Annotated in this window: 20 protein-coding genes and 1 riboswitch; of the genes, 7 read left to right on the forward strand and 13 right to left on the reverse strand. The window is 65.3% G+C overall.

Annotated features, from left to right (window positions below):
- Position 1 precedes the first annotated feature (1 nt).
- The 8 genes from gcvP to secA2 form a co-directional block, all read right to left on the reverse strand.
- Positions 2-2896 carry an aminomethyl-transferring glycine dehydrogenase gene (gene gcvP / locus GOSPT_RS13775; RefSeq protein WP_051993899.1) on the reverse strand — a complete coding sequence of 965 codons (2895 nt, stop codon included), beginning with the start codon at positions 2894-2896 and terminating at the stop codon, positions 2-4.
- Positions 2897-3063: 167 nt separating this feature from the next.
- Positions 3064-3155: riboswitch (glycine riboswitch) on the reverse strand.
- 26 nt (positions 3156-3181) lie between these two features.
- The gene (locus GOSPT_RS13780; protein ID WP_005206866.1) at positions 3182-3862 is read right to left on the reverse strand and encodes a MerR family transcriptional regulator; all 681 of its coding nucleotides are present in this window, start codon (positions 3860-3862) and stop codon (positions 3182-3184) included.
- 264 nt (positions 3863-4126) lie between these two features.
- A complete protein-coding gene (locus GOSPT_RS13785; protein WP_005206867.1) occupies positions 4127-4627 on the reverse strand; it encodes a bifunctional nuclease family protein in 501 nt (166 codons plus the stop codon).
- A 117-nt stretch (positions 4628-4744) separates the two neighbouring features.
- The gene (ftsR, locus tag GOSPT_RS13790) at positions 4745-5431 is read right to left on the reverse strand and encodes a transcriptional regulator FtsR (protein ID WP_005206868.1); all 687 of its coding nucleotides are present in this window, start codon (positions 5429-5431) and stop codon (positions 4745-4747) included.
- A gap of 43 nt (positions 5432-5474) precedes the next feature.
- Positions 5475-5924: a glycogen accumulation regulator GarA gene (garA, locus tag GOSPT_RS13795; protein WP_005206869.1), complete on the reverse strand. Its 450-nt coding sequence runs from the start codon at positions 5922-5924 to the stop codon at positions 5475-5477.
- 212 nt (positions 5925-6136) lie between these two features.
- The gene (gene gcvH / locus GOSPT_RS13800) at positions 6137-6541 is read right to left on the reverse strand and encodes a glycine cleavage system protein GcvH (RefSeq protein ID WP_005206871.1); all 405 of its coding nucleotides are present in this window, start codon (positions 6539-6541) and stop codon (positions 6137-6139) included.
- Positions 6542-6569: 28 nt separating this feature from the next.
- Positions 6570-7169, reverse strand: coding sequence for a CDP-alcohol phosphatidyltransferase family protein (locus tag GOSPT_RS13805; protein WP_245548720.1), 600 nt, complete (start codon positions 7167-7169; stop codon positions 6570-6572).
- A 22-nt stretch (positions 7170-7191) separates the two neighbouring features.
- Positions 7192-9642: an accessory Sec system translocase SecA2 gene (gene secA2, locus GOSPT_RS13810; RefSeq protein ID WP_005206875.1), complete on the reverse strand. Its 2451-nt coding sequence runs from the start codon at positions 9640-9642 to the stop codon at positions 7192-7194.
- 131 nt (positions 9643-9773) lie between these two features.
- Between secA2 and GOSPT_RS13815 the strand changes: the two genes are divergently transcribed.
- The 4 genes from GOSPT_RS13815 to GOSPT_RS13830 all read left to right on the forward strand — a co-directional run bounded on the left by GOSPT_RS13815 (position 9774) and on the right by GOSPT_RS13830 (position 12698).
- Entirely contained in the window at positions 9774-10268 is a 495-nt protein-coding gene (locus tag GOSPT_RS13815; RefSeq protein WP_231894662.1) for an META domain-containing protein, read from the forward strand.
- 114 nt (positions 10269-10382) lie between these two features.
- Positions 10383-11369, forward strand: a complete 987-nt coding sequence (locus GOSPT_RS13820) for a malate dehydrogenase (RefSeq protein WP_005206879.1) — start codon at positions 10383-10385, stop codon at positions 11367-11369.
- Positions 11370-11463: 94 nt separating this feature from the next.
- Positions 11464-12318, forward strand: coding sequence for a polyphosphate kinase 2 (ppk2, locus tag GOSPT_RS13825; protein ID WP_005206882.1), 855 nt, complete (start codon positions 11464-11466; stop codon positions 12316-12318).
- 83 nt (positions 12319-12401) lie between these two features.
- Positions 12402-12698 (forward strand): DUF503 domain-containing protein, encoded by a 297-nt coding sequence (locus GOSPT_RS13830; protein WP_005206883.1) that lies wholly within the window; start codon positions 12402-12404, stop codon positions 12696-12698.
- 55 nt (positions 12699-12753) lie between these two features.
- Here the strand turns inward: GOSPT_RS13830 and mug are convergent, their stop codons facing one another.
- Entirely contained in the window at positions 12754-13323 is a 570-nt protein-coding gene (mug, locus tag GOSPT_RS13835; RefSeq protein WP_005206885.1) for a G/U mismatch-specific DNA glycosylase, read from the reverse strand.
- Between the two features lie 70 nt (positions 13324-13393).
- On the opposite strand from mug, the gene GOSPT_RS13840 reads away from it, so the two are divergent.
- Both GOSPT_RS13840 and poxB read left to right on the forward strand, forming a co-directional pair.
- Complete coding sequence (locus tag GOSPT_RS13840; RefSeq protein ID WP_005206887.1) at positions 13394-13795, forward strand: PIN domain-containing protein; 402 nt, start codon at positions 13394-13396, stop codon at positions 13793-13795.
- A 96-nt stretch (positions 13796-13891) separates the two neighbouring features.
- Positions 13892-15625, forward strand: coding sequence for a ubiquinone-dependent pyruvate dehydrogenase (poxB, locus tag GOSPT_RS13845; RefSeq protein WP_005206895.1), 1734 nt, complete (start codon positions 13892-13894; stop codon positions 15623-15625).
- 12 nt (positions 15626-15637) lie between these two features.
- Here the strand turns inward: poxB and GOSPT_RS13850 are convergent, their stop codons facing one another.
- Both GOSPT_RS13850 and GOSPT_RS13855 read right to left on the reverse strand, forming a co-directional pair.
- The gene (locus GOSPT_RS13850) at positions 15638-17020 is read right to left on the reverse strand and encodes a glycoside hydrolase family 183 protein (protein ID WP_005206898.1); all 1383 of its coding nucleotides are present in this window, start codon (positions 17018-17020) and stop codon (positions 15638-15640) included.
- Positions 17021-17153: 133 nt separating this feature from the next.
- Complete coding sequence (locus GOSPT_RS13855) at positions 17154-17966, reverse strand: shikimate 5-dehydrogenase (protein WP_005206899.1); 813 nt, start codon at positions 17964-17966, stop codon at positions 17154-17156.
- Positions 17967-18084: 118 nt separating this feature from the next.
- Between GOSPT_RS13855 and GOSPT_RS13860 the strand changes: the two genes are divergently transcribed.
- Positions 18085-18888 (forward strand): SGNH/GDSL hydrolase family protein, encoded by an 804-nt coding sequence (locus GOSPT_RS13860; protein ID WP_005206901.1) that lies wholly within the window; start codon positions 18085-18087, stop codon positions 18886-18888.
- Here the strand turns inward: GOSPT_RS13860 and GOSPT_RS13865 are convergent.
- Complete coding sequence (locus GOSPT_RS13865) at positions 18860-19276, reverse strand: NUDIX hydrolase (RefSeq protein ID WP_005206903.1); 417 nt, start codon at positions 19274-19276, stop codon at positions 18860-18862. The genes GOSPT_RS13860 and GOSPT_RS13865 overlap by 29 nt on opposite strands.
- An 86-nt stretch (positions 19277-19362) precedes the next feature.
- Entirely contained in the window at positions 19363-21831 is a 2469-nt protein-coding gene (locus tag GOSPT_RS13870) for a Tex family protein (protein WP_005206906.1), read from the reverse strand.
- Positions 21832-21859: the final 28 nt, after the last annotated feature.

Here is a 21859-nt window from a genome sequence, read left to right on the forward strand (position 1 = left end):
GTCAGTCCGCGAACGCCTCGATCGGCGGGCACGAGCAGACGAGGTTTCGGTCTCCGTAGGTGCCGTCGATACGACGCACCGCCGGGAAGACCTTGGCGCGCGCACCCGCGGACGGCAATCCCTGGGGATAGACCGCTTCTTGGCGGGAGTAGGCGTGATCCCATTCGGCGACAAGGCATTCCGCGGTGTGCGGTGCTCCGCGCAGCGGGTTGTCGTCGACGGTCCAGGTGCCGTCGCCCACCTTGTCGATCTCGGCACGAATGGCGATCATCGCGTCGCAGAAGGCGTCGATCTCGTCGAGGTTCTCACTCTCGGTCGGCTCGACCATCAGGGTGCCCGCCACCGGGAAGCTCATCGTCGGCGCGTGGAAACCGTAGTCGGCCAATCGCTTTGCGACGTCGTCGACGGTCACGCCGGTTTCCTTCGTCAGCCCGCGGAGATCCAGGATGCACTCGTGCGCGACCCATCCACCGTCGCCGGTGTAGAGCACCGGGTAGTGATCGCCGAGGCGTCGGGCGATGTAGTTTGCCGACGCGATCGCGGTTAGTGTGGCGCGACGCAGCCCGTCGGCGCCCATCATGGCGACGTAGGCGTAGGTGATCGGGAGGATCGACGCCGAGCCGTACGGCGCCGCCGAAATCGTTGCCGCACCGGGCAGTTCGTCGGCGAGGGGGTGTCCGGGCAGGAACGGCGCCAGGTGCGAGCGCACCGCGATCGGCCCGACGCCCGGACCACCACCGCCGTGCGGGATGCAGAAGGTCTTGTGCAGATTCAGGTGACTGACGTCGCCGCCGAACCGACCGGGGCGCGCAACTCCGACCAGCGCGTTGAGGTTCGCACCGTCGATGTAGACCTGACCGCCTGCATCGTGGACTGCCGCGCAGATGTCGCGGATGTCGTGCTCGAACACACCGTGGGTCGACGGGTAGGTGATCATGATCGCTGCCAGTGACTCACCATGAGCGTCGATCTTGGCGCGCAGGTCATCGACGTCGACATCACCGTTCTCGCGGCACGCGACGACCACGACGCGCATGCCCGCCATCACCGCGGACGCCGCGTTGGTGCCGTGCGCGCTCGACGGGATCAAGCAGATGTCACGAGCCGCGTCGTCCCGGCTGAGGTGATACTGGCGAATCGCGAGCAGGCCGGCGAACTCACCCTGCGAACCGGCGTTCGGCTGAAGGCTCACGCTGTCGTAGCCGGTGATCGTCACCAGCCACTGTTCGAGGTTGGCGATCAGTTCGCGAATGCCTGCGCCGTCGCTGTCCGGCGCGAAGGGGTGCAGCCGGGTGAATTCGGGCCAGGTGATGGGCTCCATCTCGGTGGTGGCATTGAGCTTCATGGTGCACGACCCGAGTGGAATCATGCTCCGGTCGAGCGCGATGTCCTTGTCCGACAGGGCACGAAGGTAACGCAACATCGACGTCTCGGTGCGGTACCTGTTGAAAGCCGGATGCGTCAGGAACTCACTCGTCCGAGTCTCGATCGACTGCGCGAAACCGCGCGGCGTCACACCTGCCACCTCGAACACCTCGAGGACCCCATCGATGTCTGCGGCCGAGGTGGTCTCGTCGCACGCGATCGACACCGTGTCGGCATCCACCCTGCGCAGGTTGATTCCCGCGCGGTGGGCATCGGCGACGATGGCGTCTGCGCGACCGTCCACGCGGACCTGCACCGTGTCGAAGAAGGTCGCGTGTTCGACGCTGAATCCGGCGGCGCTCAGACTGTCGGCGAGCGTCACGGCATGTGCGTGTACCCGACGTGCGATGGCGCGCAAGCCTTCTGGGCCGTGGTATGCGGCATACATCGCCGCCACGATAGCCAGCAGCACCTGCGCGGTGCAGATGTTGCTTGTCGCCTTCTCGCGGCGGATGTGCTGCTCACGTGTCTGCAGCGCCAACCGATAGGCGAGGTTGTCGTCGGCGTCCTTGGAGACACCGACGAGACGCCCGGGGAGCTGACGAGAAAGCTTGGCGCGCACCGACAAGTAGCCTGCATGCGGTCCACCGAAGCCCATCGGCACGCCGAATCGCTGGGGGGTCCCGAAGCACACATCGGCACCCTGCTCTCCGGGCGGCGTGATGAGGGTCAGTGCGAGGAGATCGGCCCCGACCGTGACCAGAGCACCGGCCTCGTGCGCGGCGTCGATGATCGGCGCGACGTCGAGGATTCGACCCGACGCTCCCGGCGTCTGGAGGATGACACCGAAATAGTCGCCGTCGGGAAGCCCACATCCCGGCAGCCCCGGATTCAGCGTCGCCTCGACGACCTCGATACCGAGCGGCAGTGCGCGGGTGTCGATGACAGCCCTGGTCTGCGGGAAGAGATCGGAGTCGACGACGAGCCGAGTCGACTTCGACTTTCCGGCACGCCGCATGAGCGTCATGGCTTCGGCGGCGGCGGTGGCCTCGTCGAGCATCGACGCGTTCGCCACCTCCATGGTCGTGAGGTCGGAGACCATCGTCTGGAAGTTCAGCAGCGCCTCGAGCCTGCCCTGGCTGATCTCCGGCTGGTACGGCGTGTACGCGGTGTACCAGGCCGGATTCTCGACGACGTTGCGCAGGATGACGCCGGGCGTGATGGTGTCGTAGTAGCCGAGACCGATCATCGACCGGTTGACGGTGTTCTTCGATGCCAGCGCCGACAGACGCTCGAGCGCCTCCTGCTCGGTCAGCGGGGCGTCGAGTGCCGACAGCCCGTTGTCCGACGGATCGTCGAGGATCAGTGACGGCACGACCCGCCGAGCGAGGTCGTCGAGTGACTCGACGCCGAGGAGCGCGAGGATTCTGGCGGTCTCATCCGCGTCCGGCCCGACGTGGCGGTCGACGAAGGCAGCAGACGTGAACTCGGAGCCGCGGATCTCAGGGGTCGAGGCATCGACGGATGTCATGGGGTGGAACCTCTCGCGCGCACCGGTCGTACCGGCGGGTCGGCCCTCCCCCTCTGTCATGCCGCGGGGCGGCGCCTGAGAGATTCAGTCATCGTGTCAGCGATGACACGAGAACCTTTCACCGTGGGCGGGTAACGGCTTGGCCGTCACCACTTTCCAGAGACGCCGTCGACAGTACGGTCCGGGTGCCTGAGAGTTTGACGAGGAGGTGTTGCTCCTTCGGCGGCCATTCGAGATGACGCTCTCCCGTACTGCAGCGACGCGTTGTTCAGTCTACCCGTACGCTCATCCGGTTCGGCGAGTGCGGTTCTTGCGACGCGCTGCGAGTTCGTCTTCGGGGGCCGACTCGGTGACTCCACCGTCGGCTCGTTCGCCGGGGAAATCGGCGATGGCGCCGGTCAGCTCGCGCATGGCACCGTTGACCGCGATGCCGAACACGCCCTGTCCGCCCTGCAGGAGGTCGACGACCTCTTCGGCAGATGTGCACTCGTAGACGGTGGTGCCGTCGGAGAACAGGGTGATCCCGGCAAGATCTTCGACGCCGCGCTGGCGCAGGTGATCGACGGCGACGCGGATGTTCTGCAACGAGATACCGGTGTCGAGCAGACGCTTGACGATCTTGAGGACCAGGATGTCCTTGAAGGAATAGAGGCGCTGACTGCCCGAGCCCGCCGCACCGCGGATGGACGGCACGACGAGTGACGTGCGTGCCCAGTAGTCGAGTTGTCGGTAGGTGATTCCGGCGATCTGGCACGCGCTCGGCACCCGGTAGCCGACGAGTTCGTCGGGAACGGTGTCGTTGGGGAAGAGTCCCGGCGCAATGTCGTCGAGGCTGCCCTGGGTAGCCCTGCGACGCGGGGTCGGGTCGTCCGACGGGTGCTCGGCTTCCACGCCGACGCTGCCGTCGGTCGTCGTCTCGCTGTCTGACGGCTGACCATCTTCACCGTCGAACGGCATATCGCCCACTGCAGACTCCCTCGCCACGCTCGGATCGGACCGGTGCGGACCTGCAACCACGATACGCCGCCGAACCCGATCTGCTCTCCACCATCGGGTGTGTCCCCGACGATCACGTGCGTGACCGTATGTCGCGGCGATGCACCGAATCAATGCGACGCGCCCTAAGACTCAACCTCAACTTGAGATCGAGACAAACGGTGATCTCCGGGATATGGAACCGTGACGTGTCGCTGCAGCGCCGTACAGAAAGCTACGAAACCATCCGCCGAGTCAGGCTCCGCCGCTGGCCTTGAAGTCGTCGGGCGAAACGTTGTCGAGAAATTCGCGGAACTTCTCCACCTCGTCCTCTTTCGCCTCGGGACCGTCTTCGGATTCCTCGTCGGGAATCAACAGGCCCGCCTCGGCAAGGACTTCCTCGTCGGCGATGATCGGCACCTCGGCGCGCATCGCGACCGCGATCGAATCCGACGGACGCGCCGACACCCGCACATCGCCGGAGAAGACCATCTCGGCGTAGAAGGTGCCCTCCTGCATGTCGACGATGCGCACCTCGACGAGTGTCTGCCCGAACTCTTCGATGAGGTTCACGATCAGGTCATGGGTGAGCGGCCGGGGCGGCTCGATCCCTTTTTGGCGCAACGCGATCGACGCCGCCTCGCTCTGCCCGATCCAGATGGGCAGGTAGCGCTCGCCGTCTACCTCACGCAGAAGCAGAACCGGCTGACTCTGCGGCGGCTCGACCCGAATGCCCACCACACGCATCTCGCTCATCTCGCACCTCCCGAGCCGTCAATAATTGCCATCGACGCTACACCGACTGGACCCACAGCGGCGTCGTGGCGAGATACACAGCCCCGGCGCGCCGTACCGCAATCGTCGAGAAGGACGTCAATCGAGCACGCCGCGCACGGCCTGCTTGACCAGTTGCGTGTGCAGGGTCACCGACAGTGCGGCGATTTCGCGGATGAGTTCCTCGGCACGGTCGCGGGCACCGGTGCCCTTACCCTTCGCGATCGGGTTGGCGATCTGCGCGACGAGTCCTGCCTCACGATCCGCGGACACCTTGAACGCGCGCAGATGTCTTGTCTCCACGCCGTAGTTGGCGAGGGCCGCTGCGGCTTCGACGAGCCGTACCGCGTCCTCGTCGAAGAATCCTGCAGGTCCGGATGTCAGTAGACCGTTGCGCTGGAGTTCGGTCACGAACGCCGAATCGACTCCGGTTCGCTCGATGAGGGTCTCGCGGGAGACGCGACCACCGCGCGCCGAGAAGTCGGTGGCCGGTGCGACGACGCTGCGCGCCGTCGAGAGTACGGGGGTGCCCCCTGCGCCGAATCCCCCGTCGCCGTGGTCGATGGCGTCGAGTTGCTCTTTGATGACCTTGAGCGGCAGGTAGCGATCGCGCTGTGCCGTGAGCACGAAACGCAGGCGCTCACAGTCGGACTGACTGAATCGCCGGTAGCCCGACGGCGCGCGTTCAGGCGTGACAAGCCCTTCGGCTTCGAGGAAACGAATCTTTGAGATCGTCACATCGGGAAAGTCCTCGCGCAGCAGCGCGAGGACCGACCCGATGGACATCGATCCCCCGCCGCGCGCGTCCGCAGTCGAGGCCGGCACGGTGTCAGGCGCCGGAACCGTCGCGCGGACCACTCAGGAAGACCAACCGGAACTTTCCGATCTGGACCTCGTCACCATTGCTGAGAGCCGCGCTGTCGACGGGCTCGCGATTGACGTAGGTGCCGTTGAGGCTGCCGACGTCGACAACCTGGAACTCGTTGTCTCCCAATCGGAATTCGGCATGTCGACGGCTCACCGTGACGTCGTCGAGGAAAATGTCGCTGTCGGGGTGCCGGCCCGCCGAGGTGGTCGGCTGGTCGAGCAGGAAGCGCGAACCGGCGTTCGGGCCACGCTTCACGACGAGCAATGCGGTACCGGGCGACAACCGCTCGACACCCGTGTCGGCCGGCTCGCTCGAGGTCGCCGCGCCCGCGTCGAGTTCATTGATGAACTCTTCGCGAAACACCGATGTGGTTTCCACCGGCGCCTCGTAGCCGTTGTCGTTATCGCTCACCGCTTCTCCTTCGTCCTCATCCGTTCGTCACCTTGAGTGCACTCACCGTCGGCGTCCGCGCTCACGCGCTGCGAGGTCTCGCACCAGGCCACCCGACGCCGCGGATGCGACGTCGATTTCCGTTGGCTAAACCGTACCGCCTGTGCCGAACGCAACCACGTGCGACTCGGCCACGACAACGACGATCATACTTTCCCATACCCCGGGAATGGTCAGCCTTCGATCACGGCCCGGTAGCCATCTGCGTCGAGCATGTCGGCCAGTTGCGCGTCGAGGACCGATGCGTCGTCGAGGCTGATCTCGACGAGCCAACCGGAGTCGTAGGGCTCCGAGTTGACCAGGTCGGGCGACGAGTCGAGCTCGTCGTTGACCTTCGAGATCGTCCCGTTGAGCGGCCCGAAGATATCGGAGACGCTCTTGGTCGATTCGACCTCGGCAAACGACTCGCCCACCTCGACCTCGCTGTCGATCTCCGGGAGCTGCACGAACACGACGTCGCCGAGCTGTCCCTGCGCGTAGTCGGTGATCCCCACTCGGACCGTGGTCGGACCGACCTTGCGCACCCACTCGTGTTCGGGGGTGTAGCTCAGTTCAGCCGGCACATTGGTATCGGTCACGTCGACCCCTTTCTAGTCCTCCGAGACTTTAGGCCATGTCCCTGCCGGTCGGCACGCCAGCACGCGGCATCTTCGTGACCACCGCAATCGTCTGCGCCCAGTACAGCAGGAATGACCACACATACAGCGCGACGCCCCAGATCAGGAATGCCCAACCGATCGGGTAACAGATCGTGCCGATCACCGAATCCAATTGTCCCGCAAGCAACCATGGGAACGCACTCATCAACGCGAATGTCGCCGCCTTGCCGATGTAGAGCACCGGTAAAGCCAACAGACCCCGACTGCGAAGCAGCGGACCGGACGCGAACAGCAGCACGTCACGCGCCACGATGATCCCGATGATCCACCACGGGATGATCCCCCTGATCGCAAAGGCGACCGGAATGATCACGATGTAGAGCCGGTCGGCCAGCGGATCGAGCAGTTCACCGAGCCGCGACGACTGGTTGAGCAGACGAGCCAGCTTGCCGTCGGCCCAGTCGGTGAAGCCCGACAACATGAGTACCCAGAACGCCCAGGCATCGGCCTTGACGTCGAGCAACAGCCACAGGAACACCGGGATGAGCGCCAGACGCAGCACGCTCAGCACGTTGGGCACCGTGAGGATCCGCGACGTCGAGCTCACGGACTCGGGGTGGTCGTCCACGTCAGCGGAAGATGCCGATGACGCCCTGCAGGGTCTTGGCCCCGCCCGACGCGAACAGGTTGTCGTGGACCATGTAGGTCCACGTCGTCGTCGATCGGTGGAGGTCGGCGGAACCGAGGTCGACGCCGTCGGCGGTGATCGCAACGTCGCGGAACGTTGCACGCGCATTCTCGACGGCCTCGTTCGGCAGTTCGCCGAACTCGGCGAGGATCAGCCGATGGAACTCGTCGAGCGGGCTTTCCTTGCCGATCGCGCGCAGGTGGATGCTTGCGCGCACATCCGAGACGAAGGCGAGGTGATCGGCCCAGGCGCGGTCGAGGTGGTAGAGCATGATCTCGCGGGCCGCCTGGACGAGAACACCGCGGTCGACTGGCTCGACGGGTGCCGCGGGGGTGGATTCAGCTTCGTCGGTCGTGTCGGCCGCCTTGTCCTCGACCCCCGCGTCCTCCGGCTCCTTGTCAGCCGCCGACTCTTTCGCCGATGCCTTGTCTGCCTTGTCTCCTCGGTCTGCCGACGGGCTCGCGGTCCCGGTCAGTTCGGCGTAGCGCTCCGGCTCGAGTTCGGCGAGCTCCTCGAGCGCGGTGTCCGTCGTAAGCAGCTTCATCCGACGCGCGACGACGATCTCACGCTGCTGGTTGACCAGCTTGTTGTAGCGCCAGGTGTTGGCGTGGAGTTCGAGCATCACGCCCTCGGCTACACGCTGGGCCTGCTCGATCAGGTCGATGCCCTTCTGTCCCATCGATCCGTCGGGTTCCGACGAGACCGGGTCCCGCTTGAACGCCAGATTCTTGGTGACGACCGGATCCTCGAGACTGCTGAAGAACACCGCAGAACCCGGGTCTCCCTGACGGCCTGCACGGCCGCGGAGCTGATTGTCGAGTCGTTCGGTGTCGTGACGGCCGGTTCCCACCACACACAGGCCGCCGAGTTCGACGACCTCCTCGCGTGCCGCCGGATCGTCGTCGGAACCGCCGAGCCGGATGTCGGTGCCTCGGCCTGCCATCTGGGTCGACACGGTGACCGCGCCCTTCACGCCCGCCTCCGCGATGATCTTCGCCTCCTCGACGTCGTTCTTCGCGTTGAGGACGACGCTCGGGACACCCGCCTTTTCGAGGAAGTAGGCCAGTTCCTCCGATTCGGCGACGTCGTGGGTTCCGATCAGCACCGGTTGCCCGGTCTCGTGGATCTCCTTGACGTAGTTGACCACCGCCTCGACCTTGTTGGCCTTCGTGTCGTACACACGATCGGGAAGGTCGGTACGGATGTTGGCGGTGTTCGGCGGGATCTGCGAGACGCGCAATTCGTAGAACTGGCGCAACTGCTCGCCGGCGGCGAGCGCTGTACCGGTCATACCGCACACCCGCGGGTAGCGGCCGATGAGCGCCTGCACGGTGAGCGTGTCGATGACCTCGCCCGAATCCGTCTGTGCGAGTCCTTCTTTGATCTCGACCGCGGCCTGCACGCCGTCGGGCCAGCGCTGCAACTGCGCGACGCGACCACGCGAGGCGTTGATGAGATGGACGCCGCCGTCGCGAACGATGTAGTGGCCGTCGCGCTCGAGCAGATAGTGCGCGTGCATCGCGATGTTCACGTGGACGAGCGTGGTGCCGACGTGTTCTTCGTCGTAGAGGTTGATGCGGCCGAGTTCCTCTTCGACGAAGGCGGCGCCCTCGTCGGTGAGAGTCACGTTCCGGCCTTCGGCGTCGATGTCGTAGTGCTTGTTCTTCAACCGGCCGACAACCTCGTGGATCGCCTGGTCGGGAACCTCGGCCTCGGTCGAGCCTGCGAGCACCAGCGGGATGAGCGCCTCGTCGACCAGCACGGAGTCGGCCTCGTCGATGATCGCGACGTCGGGCGTCGGCGAGACCAGATCATCCTCTGACTGTGCGAGCTGGTCGCGCAGCACGTCGAACCCGATCTCGTTGACCGATCCGTAGGTGATGTCGCCCGCGTACGCCCTCTTGCGTTCTTCGCGAGTCGAGTTCTCCGACACCGCGCCTGCGACGATCCCGAACGAATCGAACAGCGGTTTCATCCACTCCGCGTCACGAGTGGCCAGGTAGTCGTTGACCGAGATGACGTGCACCTGATGGCCGTCGAGGACATAGCCGACGGCAGCGATCGCGCCGGCGAGGGTCTTGCCCTCACCCGTACCCATCTCGATGACGTCGCCCTCGAGCAGACGCAACGCGCCCTGGAGCTGGACGTCGAACGGCCTCAGGCCCAGGGTGCGGTCGGCAGCCTCCCGAGCCAACGCGAGAAACTTGGCTCGGTCCTTCTCGTCGGCACTGATCTCGAGTTTCTCGGCCTCTTCACGGAAGTGCTCGGTGTCCAAGCCCGCGGCCCAGTCGGTGTAGTTGTCAGCCTCTTTGATCAACCCGACCGACTTGGACTGGTTACGTGAGGACTGGGCTCCCAGCAACCGCCACATGCTGTTCGTCAGCTTTCCCACCGAACGATTCTCCTACCTCGTCGTTTCATCCGAACTCCGACGTCACGGCCCGGATCGACAACCACGGTACGCGGCCACGCGGCCGCGAATTACGACGCATCCAACAGACGCTTTCGACTACCGTGAATCACGTGAGCATCCGACGCCGGGGTTCGACGTGTCAGTACCGACCAGCACCGTCTCGTTCACCGGTGGGACTGCTCGTCGCGTCGTTGGTCGCTGCATGTGTCCTCATCCTCGCCGCCTGTGGTGGGAGCACGGACTCGGCATCACGAGAGGTCGACCCTGGCGTGCTGGTCGGCAAGAACTACTCGTCGACCTCGGTGACCGGTACACCGATTCCCGGCGGCGGGCCGATGCAGGTCTCGTTCCCCGAAACCGGGCGAATCTCGGCAACGGCAGGCTGCAATCGCCACAACGGTGCGCTGACCTTCGTCGACAACACGTTCCGAACCGACAAGCTCGCCACCACGATGATGGCGTGTCCCCCGCCGCGTGCCGGCGCAGACAAGTGGTTGACCGATTTCCTCTCCGATTCGGTCACCTGGGATCTGCAGGGAAACACGTTGACCCTCACCCACGGCGACACGAAAGTCGTTCTGACCGAGGGTTCTCCACAGACCTGACGTATTCCCGCCGACCTGACACCTCCCCACAGACCTGACCGGCCCCACAGACCTGACCGACGCCGCCTCGGGTACACATCGACACGTCACCTACAACGAGACAGGAAATCGAAGATGACAGACACCACCCCTGTGGTCGTCACCGTGACCGGCGCCGCCGGAAGCATCGGGTACGCAGCAGTGTTCCGCATCGCCGCGGGCGACATGCTCGGACCCGACCGCCCGATCAAGCTCCGGCTACTCGAACTCCCCCAGGCGATCTCCGCGGCACACGGCACGGCCATGGAGTTGCAGGACGGAGCATTTCCGCTGCTGACCTCCGTCGACATCTTCGACGACGCGCGTGCGGCCTTCGACGGCACCGACTTCGGGCTCCTCGTCGGCGCGAAGCCGCGCTCCAAAGGTATGGAACGTGCGGATCTGCTGTCGGCGAACTCGGCCATCTTCGCCGAGCAGGGTGCTGTCATCAACGACGTCGCGGCCGACGACATCCGCGTCATCGTTGTCGGCAATCCGGCGAACACCAATGCGGCGGTCGCGGCGGCGAGCGCCCCCGACGTGCCCGCCGAGCGATTCACCGCACTGACACGACTCGACCACAACAGGGCCATCGCGCAACTCGCGGCACACACCGGAGCCCCCGTGCGCGACATCAGCAGGGTGAGCATCTGGGGCAATCACTCGGCGACGCAATACCCCGACATCTTCCACGCGCGCGTCGGAGATCGCAGTGGAGCCGACGTCGCCGCGGACACCGACTGGCTCGTCGACGACTTCATTCCGACGGTCGCCGCGCGAGGCACCGCCATCATCGAGGCGCGGGGCGCGTCGTCCGCGGCGTCGGCCGCCAATGCGGCAATCGATCACGTGCGCGACTGGGTCCTCGGTACCCCCACCGACGACTGGACGTCGGCCGCGGTCAGTTCCCCGGGTGCGTATGGAGTTCCCGAAGGCCTGATGTGCTCGTTCCCCGTCCGATCGGTCGACGGCGCGTGGCAGATCGTCGACGGCCTCGAGATCAATGAGTTCTCGCGAGCCCGCATCGACGCGTCGGTGGCCGAACTGCAGTCAGAACTCGACGCGGTCGCCGCACGGCGCTGACGCGGGGGCAGCTGAGTACCACGCCGGGTACCACTAGGTCTCCTGTTGGTCACTCTTGACTACCCAATCGTTCACGGCAGCTTAAACTTCCGACATGTCAAAGAAGTCGACGTCGAAAAAGTCGCAGTCCGCCGAGCCCAAGCAGAAGAAGATCTCCAACAAGGTGTACGAGGCCGAGCTCTTCCGGCTGCAGACCGAAATGGTCAAGCTGCAGGAGTGGGTACGCGAGACAGGTGCTCGCGTGGTCGTCGTCTTCGAGGGCCGCGACGCAGCCGGTAAGGGCGGCACCATCAAGCGCATCACCGAGTACCTCAGCCCTCGGATCGCGCGCGTGGCCGCTCTGCCCGCCCCCACCGATCGTGAACGCGGCCAGTGGTATTACCAGCGCTACGTGGCTCAGCTGCCCGCTCCCGGCGAGATCGTGCTATTCGACAGGTCCTGGTACAACCGTGCAGGAGTCGAAAAGGTGATGGGCTTCTGCACCCCCGAAGAACACACCCGCTTTCTCCGACAGACCCCGATCTTCGAACAGATGCTGATCGACGACGGAATCCTCTTGCGTAAGTACTGGTTCTCGGTGTCCGACGACGAGCAGCTCCGCCGGTTCCGCTCGCGCATGAACGACCCTGTGCGACAGTGGAAATTGAGCCCGATGGATCTGGAGTCCGTCTACCGATGGGAGGACTACTCCCGCGCGAAGGACGAGATGATGGTGCACACCGACACCGCGCTGAGTCCCTGGTTCGTCGTCGAATCCGACATCAAGAAGCATGCGCGACTCAACATGATGTCGCACCTTCTCTCCACCATCGACTATCACGAGGTTCCACGCCCGCAGGTCTCACTGCCGAAGAAGCCGATCGAGAGCGGTAACTATCACCGCCCGCCGCGCTCGTTGTCGAAGTACGTTCCCGACCACGTCTCAGAACTCATGGGACACAGTGATTGATGAACACCGGTGATTGATGAAGACCGGTGACTGACCCGAAAACCCGGCGACCAGAACGGAACACCTGCGTAGCATGAGTCGCGATGTGGATCGGTATCGCTGAATTCGACTTCCTGCTCGGTGACGTGCACTCGCTCAAAACGAAACGCTCGCTTGTCCGCCCGTTCGTCGCGGAGTGCAAACGACGTTTCGCGGTGGCAGTCGCAGAGGTCGGCCATCTCGACGCCCACCGGCGCACGACGATCGGGGTCAGCGTCGTCGCCGCCGATCGGGGGCATGTCGTCGAGATCCTCGATTCGGTGGAGCGGTTCGCGGCGGCGCGCCCCGAGGTCGAGCTGCTGTCGGTGCGCAGACGTGAACTGTCGTCCACCGACATCTGACCGGCACGCAGACCGCTCACTCAGCAGACATCGCCGACTCAGCGGGCTGACCGACTCAACGGTCGACGATTCCGGCCTCGGCAGCGACGACGCGATACGCCGCCGCAAGGGTGTCGACGGTTTCGTGTGCGTTGAGTCCGCTCGGGTTGGGCACCACCCACACCCGGGCGGCGCCCCAGCGTTCGCCCTGATCGCCCGGCTGTGCGTGGCGATCGCCGAATGCGCTGCGGTACGCGGTGATACCGGCAACAGCCACAACCTCGGGACCGATGTGTTCGACCCTCGCCCGCAGTCGTTCGCCGCCCGCGACGAGCTCCGCCTTGTCGAGTTCTGCGGCTGTCGCCGTTGCCCTTTCGACGACGTTGGTGATTCCCACCCCGGCGCCGATGACCTCATCGCGATCGGCGTCGCTCATCCCGGCCGACGCGTCGACGACGTGGTCTGTGATGCCCGCTCGATACAGCGCAGGCCAGAACCTGTTGCCGGGTCGGGCGAAATGCGCGCCGGTTGCCGCGCTCCACAGACCGGGATTGATGCCGACGAACAGTAATCGGCAACCCGGCCCGACGAGGTCGGGAACCAGCCGATCGCTATACGTAGCCAGTTCGGCTTTGGTGAAGCCCATCTGGCAGACGCTACGCGCGTCACCTCGTTACGTGCTTGACTTCCTGCCGTCGGGCGCATTCCATGGGTAGATGAGCTTCGACGACGCCCCGCGTCCAGCGCTTCCCCTCCTTGTCGTCGACGCCGCCAACGTCGTCGGTTCGGTTCCCGACGGTTGGTGGCGGGACCGTCGTGCAGCGACCGAACGCCTCCTCGACTCGGTGGCACCGTTCGCCCACACCGGCGTGCCGGGTATGCCCGGCCCCGTCGACATCACGGTTGTCGTGGAGGGGCGCGCTCGCGGGGCCGTGGGCCGGCCGGGCATCCGCATTGTCGAAGCGACTGGATCGGGCGACGACACCATCGTCGACGTGGTGTCGGAGAACCGTGACAGGCAGGTCGCGGTGGTCACCGCCGATCGCGAATTACGTTCTCGGGTAGAAGCTTTGGGCGCTGAGACCATCGGCCCAAAGGTGATCCGAGAGGGGGCGTAACCGACGCAGGCGCGGCAGGTACCGCGCGCGGCGTGCCTACGATGGGATCAGAGCACGCCGAACTGAACGCCCCGTCCCCGATCAAGGAGTGTGCACGTGGCACGAACCGTGGCCGACAGCATCATCGAAACGCTCGATCGATCCGGAGTGCAGAGGGTCTACGGAATCCCCGGCGACTCGTTGAACGGATTCACCGATGCGTTACGCAAGGATCAGCGGATCGAGTGGGTCCACGCGCGCCACGAGGAAGGTGCCGCATTCGCCGCCTCTGCGGAGGCGGCACTCACCGGCGAGCTCGCGGTGTGCGTCGGAAGCTGCGGGCCGGGCAATCTGCACCTGATCAACGGTCTCTTCGACGCGCAGCGCAGTCGCGTTCCGGTGCTCGCGATCGCTGCTCATATACCGGCCGCGGAGATCGGCAGCGGGTACTTCCAGGAGACGCACCCCGAGCAGTTGTTCGTCGAGTGCAGCGACTTTTGTGAAATGGTCAGCACCCCAGCACAATTGCCCCGCCTGCTCGACATCGCGATCCGCACCGCCGTCGAACGACGCGGTGTTGCCGTGCTCGTGATCCCCGGTGAGAACTTCCTCGAGAAGGAGCATCAGCGTCGGGGTGGCGCGGCGATCCGCGCCATCGACAGGATCGTCCGCCCCACCGACGCCCAATTACACGACGTCGCGGCCGCGCTGAATGCTGCCGAGAAGGTCACCATCCTGGGAGGCGCAGGCACTGCGGGCGCCCACGACGCCGTCGTCGAGTTGGCAGGAGCTCTCCAGGCACCTGTTGTCCACGCACTGCGCGGCAAGGAGTTTCTGGAGTACGACAACCCGTACGACGTCGGGATGACCGGACTGCTCGGCTTCAGCTCGGGGTATCGCGCCATCGAGAAGTGCGACACGTTGTTGATGCTGGGCACCGACTTTCCGTATCAACAGTTCTTCCCCTCCAAGGCGACGATCATCCAACTCGACATCCGCGGCGAGCAGATCGGTCGACGCACACCGGTCGACGTCGGGCTCGTCGGGTCCGTCGCCGATACGATCCCTGCCCTGCTCCCCCTCATCGACCGGAACCGCAGCTCAGAACATCTACGTTCGTCGCGTGAGCACTACATCAAGGCGCGCGCGTCGCTGAACGACCTTGCCGTGAACGACGGCAAGACGCCGATCCATCCGCAGTATCTGGCCAAACTGCTCTCCGACCACGCCACCGACGACGCAGTGTTCATCCCGGACGTCGGCTCGCCGGTCGTCTGGGCGGCGCGATACCTCGAGATGAACGGGAAACGGCGACTGATCGGCTCGTTCACGCACGGGTCGATGGCGAACGCGGTGTCTCAGGGAGTCGGCGCACAGGCGAGCTACCCGGGTAGGCAAGTCATCGCCATGGCGGGCGACGGCGGGCTCGCCATGTTGCTCGGCGAGTTGCTGACGCTCACGCAGAACGCCCTGCCGGTGAAGATCGTCGTCTTCAACAATTCGTCGCTGAACTTCGTCGAGTTGGAGATGAAGGCCGCGGGGTTCGTGAACTTCGGTACCGACCTGGAGAACCCCGACTTCGCCGCACTGGCGCGTGCGATCGGGATCAAGGGCGACCGCGTCGAGAATCCCGGCGACCTCGATTCCGCGGTACGCGAGTTCCTCGCTCACGACGGGCCTGCGCTGCTCGATGTCGTCACTGCGCGACAGGAGTTGTCGATCCCGCCAACGGTATCGGCAGCGCAGGCGAAGGGATTCACGCTGTATGCGATTCGGACCGTTCTCTCCGGACGCGGCGACGAACTGATGGACCTGGCCGAAACGAACGTCTTCCGCAGGCTCTTCGACTGAGGCCCGCAGCGCTCAGTGCGGCACCTTGCTGAGGTCGGCGCGCAGCAGCATCACGTTGTAGTCGCTCCAGCGCGAGGCGTTGAAGAACAGTTCGGGCGATGACCCGACGACTGCGGGCGAGTGCGGTTGGATCATGGGTCCGTACAGGACGACGGCACCCTTCTCCACGAGGTAGGTCGGTGCGCTCCACGGACCTTCTGGTCGATCCGCTGTGCGGATGCGAATCCCGTTGTCGCCGTCGAGCATCATGTACTTGTTCAGGTACGGACTCCACGCCACCGACAGTTCCGTGACGGGAGCTGGCACGACGATCGCCGATCCGTCGTCGGGAACGTCGGCGATGTTGTCGACCCACTTGCGATCGCGACCTGCCCAGTACTGGTACTTGGTCACGTCGAGGATGTCGGTCGGCTTGAACCGTGCGAGGAAGCCTGCGCCGAATCGTCCGTTGGGCGTACCGAATTGGTACACATAGTCGCTCTGCGCACCGTGCCCGCGTACGTAGGCGTTCTGCTGAAACTTTCCGTTGTTGGGTTCCGCAGGCGGCAGATCGAACGGAAGGGCTGCGGCCACAGGCGAATTCACCAGGATGGTGTCGCGATCGACCGTCCAGTTCTGTCCGTTGTCGTCAGAGTGCGCGACGGCTGAATAGTTGGTCACCCAGTGACCGGCGGAGCCCCATGACCGTACCGACATGAAGTTGATGAACTGCCGATACCCCGATCCCCAGGGCAGCGATATCGCGGCGGTGGGGATGGTGGTCGTCTCGATGGGACTGACACCGAGTGCCGGGATCAGTTCGCGCGCAAAGGTGGGACGGGCAGCGTCGACGGGACTGCCTGACTGCACGTCGCCGGGCACGCCGGGCGGGACGCTCACGCCGTCGTCGAACTTGGTGTCGCGTGTCCGCATGAGCGTGTTGTGTCGCCACTCCTGACCGGCTGCGTTGCAGTCGCCGAAGGTGTCGCCGAACGCCATCAGAGTCTGCCCGGAGCCGTTGTCCCAGGAGATGCCGAGGTCGGTCCCACTGATCGTGAATCGACTGAACGTGCGGTTGATGCTGCGTGGCCCGGTCACCCACGACACCGTCCGGGCGCGTGGGGTGATGTAGATCGGCAGCGGGCCCTGCGTTCCGAGGCCGGGGCGCGCACCGGACGAGCCAGAACCCACGGAACCCGACCCCAGTGACCCGGTTCCCAGAGAGCCGGTCCCCAGTGAGCCCGTCCCGCCCAGCGACCCGGATGCGCTGCCGAGATCGGGAAGCGAGCCGTTACCCGCATTCGCGCAGGGTGCCGCAGTCGCACGTCCCTCACCAGCGACGAGAAAAGCGCCCACGGAGGTCGCCACGAGCGCCGCGACAACGAGTCTGCGTGCACCTGCTCGTATTCGGAGCATGGTCGATGGTCCTCTCGATGAACGGTCCGACTGCGGGTCGGCTGCAGCACATCTGTCACGTGTGTGGCAGATGTGATTCAAGAGGCCATTGTGGCGTATGGGTATTACCGTTCACACATGGGCACGGTCACGATCACGTTTCGGAGCGCGAGAACTCTGACGCTCGGGCGACCTGATCCGCAGTCAGTACCCTGCCGGTGTACTTCTCGAACTGCGCCGCCGCCTGCAGTGCGATGACCTGCGCACCGGTGACCACCGGTGTCCCCGCTGCCGAGGACGCGCGGATCAGGGGCGTCTGTGCCGGCAGCGCGACGACGTCGAATACGAGATCAGCAGCGGCGATCGCGTCGTCGTCGAACGACTGCACGTTCTCGTCGGCGCCCTGCATGCCCAGCGGGGTCACGTTGACCAGGATCTGCGTTCCCGGAGCTTGCGCGCTATCGATGGCTCGGTAGCCGTACTTCGACGCCAACGCCTCGCCCGCTGTAGCGTTACGAGCCCACACCGTCAGGTCGTCGAAACCTGCGCCACGAAACGCGGCCACCACGGCTTTCGCCATTCCACCAGATCCCCGCACCACGACCGACGACGCGGGATCGATGTCTGCGATGAGCGTGGCCACCGCCTCGTAGTCGGTGTTCGACGCCCTGAGATAGCCGTCGTCGTTGACGATCGTGTTCACGGAGTCGATCGTCGCCGCAGACTTCTCCACCTCGTCGACGAGGTCGATCACAGCCTCTTTGAACGGCATCGACACCGAACACCCACGAATGCCGAGCGCACGAACACCGGCAATCGCGCCGTGGATGTCGGTGGTGGTGAATGCCTTGTAGATGTAGTTCAGACCGAGCTCGTCGTAGAGATAGTTGTGAAACCGCGTGCCGATGTTCGACGGCCGCGCGGCGAGCGAGATGCACAGGGTCATGTCCTTGTTGAGAATCGGCATGCGCGCCACGCTACTGCCCGCATCGCCACTTCGATCGACAGAACGACGATGTGACAGCACGACGAGTCGCGTCGTAGCCTCGTCGTTGGTCGCACCGAGACTTCAGGAGGTCGATTCTGTGGGCTGGAACACATATGTGGCACTTGGTGATTCGTTTACGGAGGGGGTCGGCGATACGGATCCCACCCGCCCCAACGGGTTACGCGGATGGGCCGATCGTGTCGCGGAACAGCTCGCCGTCGATAACCCCGCGCTGCGCTACGCCAACCTTGCGATCCGTGGCCGCCTGCTCGATCAGGTGCTCGACGAGCAGATCGACCGCGCCTTATCGCTGCAACCCGATCTGATCACCATCTACGCGGGTGGGAATGATCTGATGCGTGGCTCGATCGACCTCGACGCCATGATGTCCCGCTACGAGAAGGCTTTGGCCCGACTGCGCTCGACGGGTGCAACGGTCATCGTGTTCACCGCGTACGACGCCGGCTGGGCTCCCATTTTCCGGCTCACGCGAGGTCGGAGCGCCATCTACAACGAGCTGCTGCGGGCGATTGCTGAGCGCCAAGGCGCGCGCATCCTCGACTTCTGGCGGCTCGCCGGATACGACGACTACCGGATGTGGGACACCGACCGACTGCACATGTCGTCGCTCGGACACGCACGCATGGCATGCGAGGTACTCGACCTGATCGGCGCACCGCACACTATCGACGTACCCTCACTGGCCCCGCCACCAGTGCAGACACGTGAGCAACGGCGACGCGACAACGTCGAGTGGGCGCGCACATTTCTCTATCCCTGGCTCATGCGTCGCGTGCGTGGGGTGTCGTCGGGTGACAGCATCAGTCCGCGGTGGCCTGTGCCGGTCGTCGCTGCCGACGCGCTCGGTGAAGTCAGCCCCGAGCCAGCAACAGCGGGATGATGTGGTCGGCGAGCAGCGGCGCCAGCGGGACATCCGCCGACGCGACGTCGATCCACTGAAGTTCCGCGATCTCGGCGGCAGGCGCGTCGACGCGGACGTACGGGTGCTCGAACACCGTGGCTTCGACGAGATGACCGACCTCGTTGGCGGCGTCGGCGCGGAACACACCCAGTTCGACGAGGTCGTCGGCGCGTAGCTCGACCGCCAGTTCCTCTCGGGACTCGCGCAGCGCCGTACGTCGACGATTCTCCCCCGGTTCGGGCTTACCGCCGGGCAGCATGAATCTGACGGCCCCCTTTTTCCGGACCGTCAGCAACCGGCCGTCGTCGTCGCGGATGACGACCGCGGCAACCGTGATGACCGGGGCGGGCCCGCCGGGCGACGTCATCGGCTCGCTGCGCTCATGTGTGACCACTCACGGTGCGACGTAAGCGAAGTCGTTCCCCGAGCTCGCGTCATGTCCACACACCCGCGTCATTTTCCGAAGCCCGCGTCGCGCAGCGCCTGGGCCATCGATCCGTTGATCGGCTGGGACTCTCGTCGGTCCCGTCCCTTGCCGTCACGTCCCTTCCCCCCGCGCGGTTGACCGCCACGAGCCTGCCCGTTTCCGGCGCGGCCTCGATCGGCGCGGCCGTCGTTTCCGCCGCGTCCGTTCGCTGCCCCGCCACGAGGGGCTTGGCGCGAATCCTGACCCGTGCGGGCGTCGTTGCGGCGCGCGCCACGATCGCCGCGCGGACTACGTACCTCATCGTCGAGCCGAAGGCTCAGTCCGATCCGCTGTCGATCGACATCGACCTCCACGACCTTCACCTTGACCACCTGGCCGGACTTGACCACCTCGTGGGGGTCGGAGACGAACCGAGTCGACATGGCGGACACGTGGACGAGCCCGTCCTGATGTACTCCGACGTCGACGAACGCGCCGAACGCGGCGACGTTGGTGACGACACCTTCGAGGACCATGCCGGGCTGGAGGTCGGAGACCTTCTCGACGCCCGCGGCGAAGGTTGCGGTGGTGAAGGCGGGGCGCGGATCGCGTCCCGGCTTCTCGAGCTCGCCGAGGATGTCGGTGACCGTCGGCACGCCGAACCTCTCGTCGGCGAACTCTGCGGGCTTCAACGACTTCAGTGATCGCTCGTCGCCGATGAGTCCTGCGAGTTCGAGGCCTGTGCGGTCGAGGATGCGACGCACCACGGGATACGCCTCGGGGTGCACGCCCGACGCGTCGAGCGGGTCGTCGCCATCGGTGATCCGCAGGAATCCCGCGCACTGCTCAAATGCCTTGGGCCCCAATCGAGGAACCTCGAGCAATGCCGCTCGACTGCGGAATCGGCCCGCGGCATCCCGATGTGCGACGATGGCCTCGGCGAGTGTCGGTGCCACACCCGACACCCGGGCCAGCAGCGGCACCGACGCGGTGTTGAGGTCGACGCCGACGGCGTTCACCGCGTCCTCGACCACCGCGTCGAGGCTACGGGCGAGCGTGCCCGGCGTGACGTCGTGTTGATACTGACCGACACCGATCGACTTCGGATCGATCTTCACCAGTTCTGCCAGCGGATCCTGCAGGCGGCGCGCGATCGACACCGCGCCACGGATCGAGACGTCGAGGTCGGGTAGCTCACCCGACGCGTACTCCGACGCCGAGTAGACCGATGCTCCCGCTTCGCTCACCGTTGCCTTGATCGGCGGCCGTGCTCCCGATGCCGAGATATCCGAGATGAGTTCGGCGGCAAGTGAATCCGTCTCCCTCGACGCCGTGCCGTTTCCGATAGCGATCAATTCGACGCCGTGGCGCGCCACCAACGCGGCCAACGTCGCCTTCGCCGTGTCCCACTGCTTCTGCGGCTGATGCGGAAAGATCGCGCACGTGTCGAGCACCTTTCCGGTGCCGTCGACCACGGCGACCTTGACGCCTGTCCGGAACCCCGGGTCGAGGCCCAGAGTGGTGCGGTTGCCCGCGGGTGCTGCGAGGAGCAGGTCTTTCAGGTTCTTCGCGAACACCGCGACGGCGTCGTCCTCGGCGCGCTGACGCAGACGGACCCGAGCGTCGACGGCCGTGGAGATCATGAGTTTGGTGCGCCATGCCCATCGCACGGTGGTGGCCAGCCAGGTCGACGCCGCGCCCTTCCCGGACAGGTCGACGCCGAGGCTCGCCGCGACCATCGACTGATAGCCCTCGTCGTCGCCTCCGGTGAGGTCGACGGCGAGCACGCCCTCCTTCTCGCCGCGCAACACGGCGAGCACCCTGTGCGACGGCATCTCGTCGAGCGGCTCCGCGAAGTCGAAGTAGTCGCGGAACTTCTGTCCCGCAGCGCTTTTCGCGATCTCCTCCGAGCGCGGGGCGCTGGCGCACGATCCCTGTCGCCAGAACGTCTCGCGCACCTCGCCGACGAGTTGTGCATCTTCACTGGCCCGCTCGATGAGGATGTGTCGGGCACCCTCGAGTGCCGCAGCGGCGTCGGTTACCGCGTCGGAGACGAATTCGGCTCCGATGACAGTGGGATCGAGCGATGGGTCGCTGAGCAATCGGTCGGCGAGTGGTTCGAGGCCTGCCTCGCGCGCGATCTGCGCCTTGGTTCGACGCTTGGGCTTGTACGGCAGGTAGATGTCCTCGACGCGCGACTTGGTCTCCGCCGTCAGCAGAGCGTTCCGCAGCTCGTCGGTGAGTTTGCCCTGTTCCTCGATCGACGCGAGCACAGCGGCGCGTCGTTCATCGAGTTCGCGCAGGTAACGCAGCCGTTCGTCGAGCAGTCGCAGTTGCGCGTCGTCGAGCGAGCCGGTCACCTCCTTGCGGTAGCGCGCGATGAACGGAACCGTCGAACCCTCGTCGAGGAGTCTGACCGCCGCAGCCACCTGATGCTCGCCGACCTGGAGTTCGTCCGCCAGGCGTGCGTTGACCGACTTGATTCCGGAAACCGTCTCGGATGCACTCGAAGTCACCCGGAGCACCCTACCGAAGCGCGCCGAC

It is taken from the genome of Gordonia sputi NBRC 100414 (genome assembly GCF_000248055.1).
GTDB classification, from domain to species: Bacteria; Actinomycetota; Actinomycetes; order Mycobacteriales; family Mycobacteriaceae; genus Gordonia; species Gordonia sputi.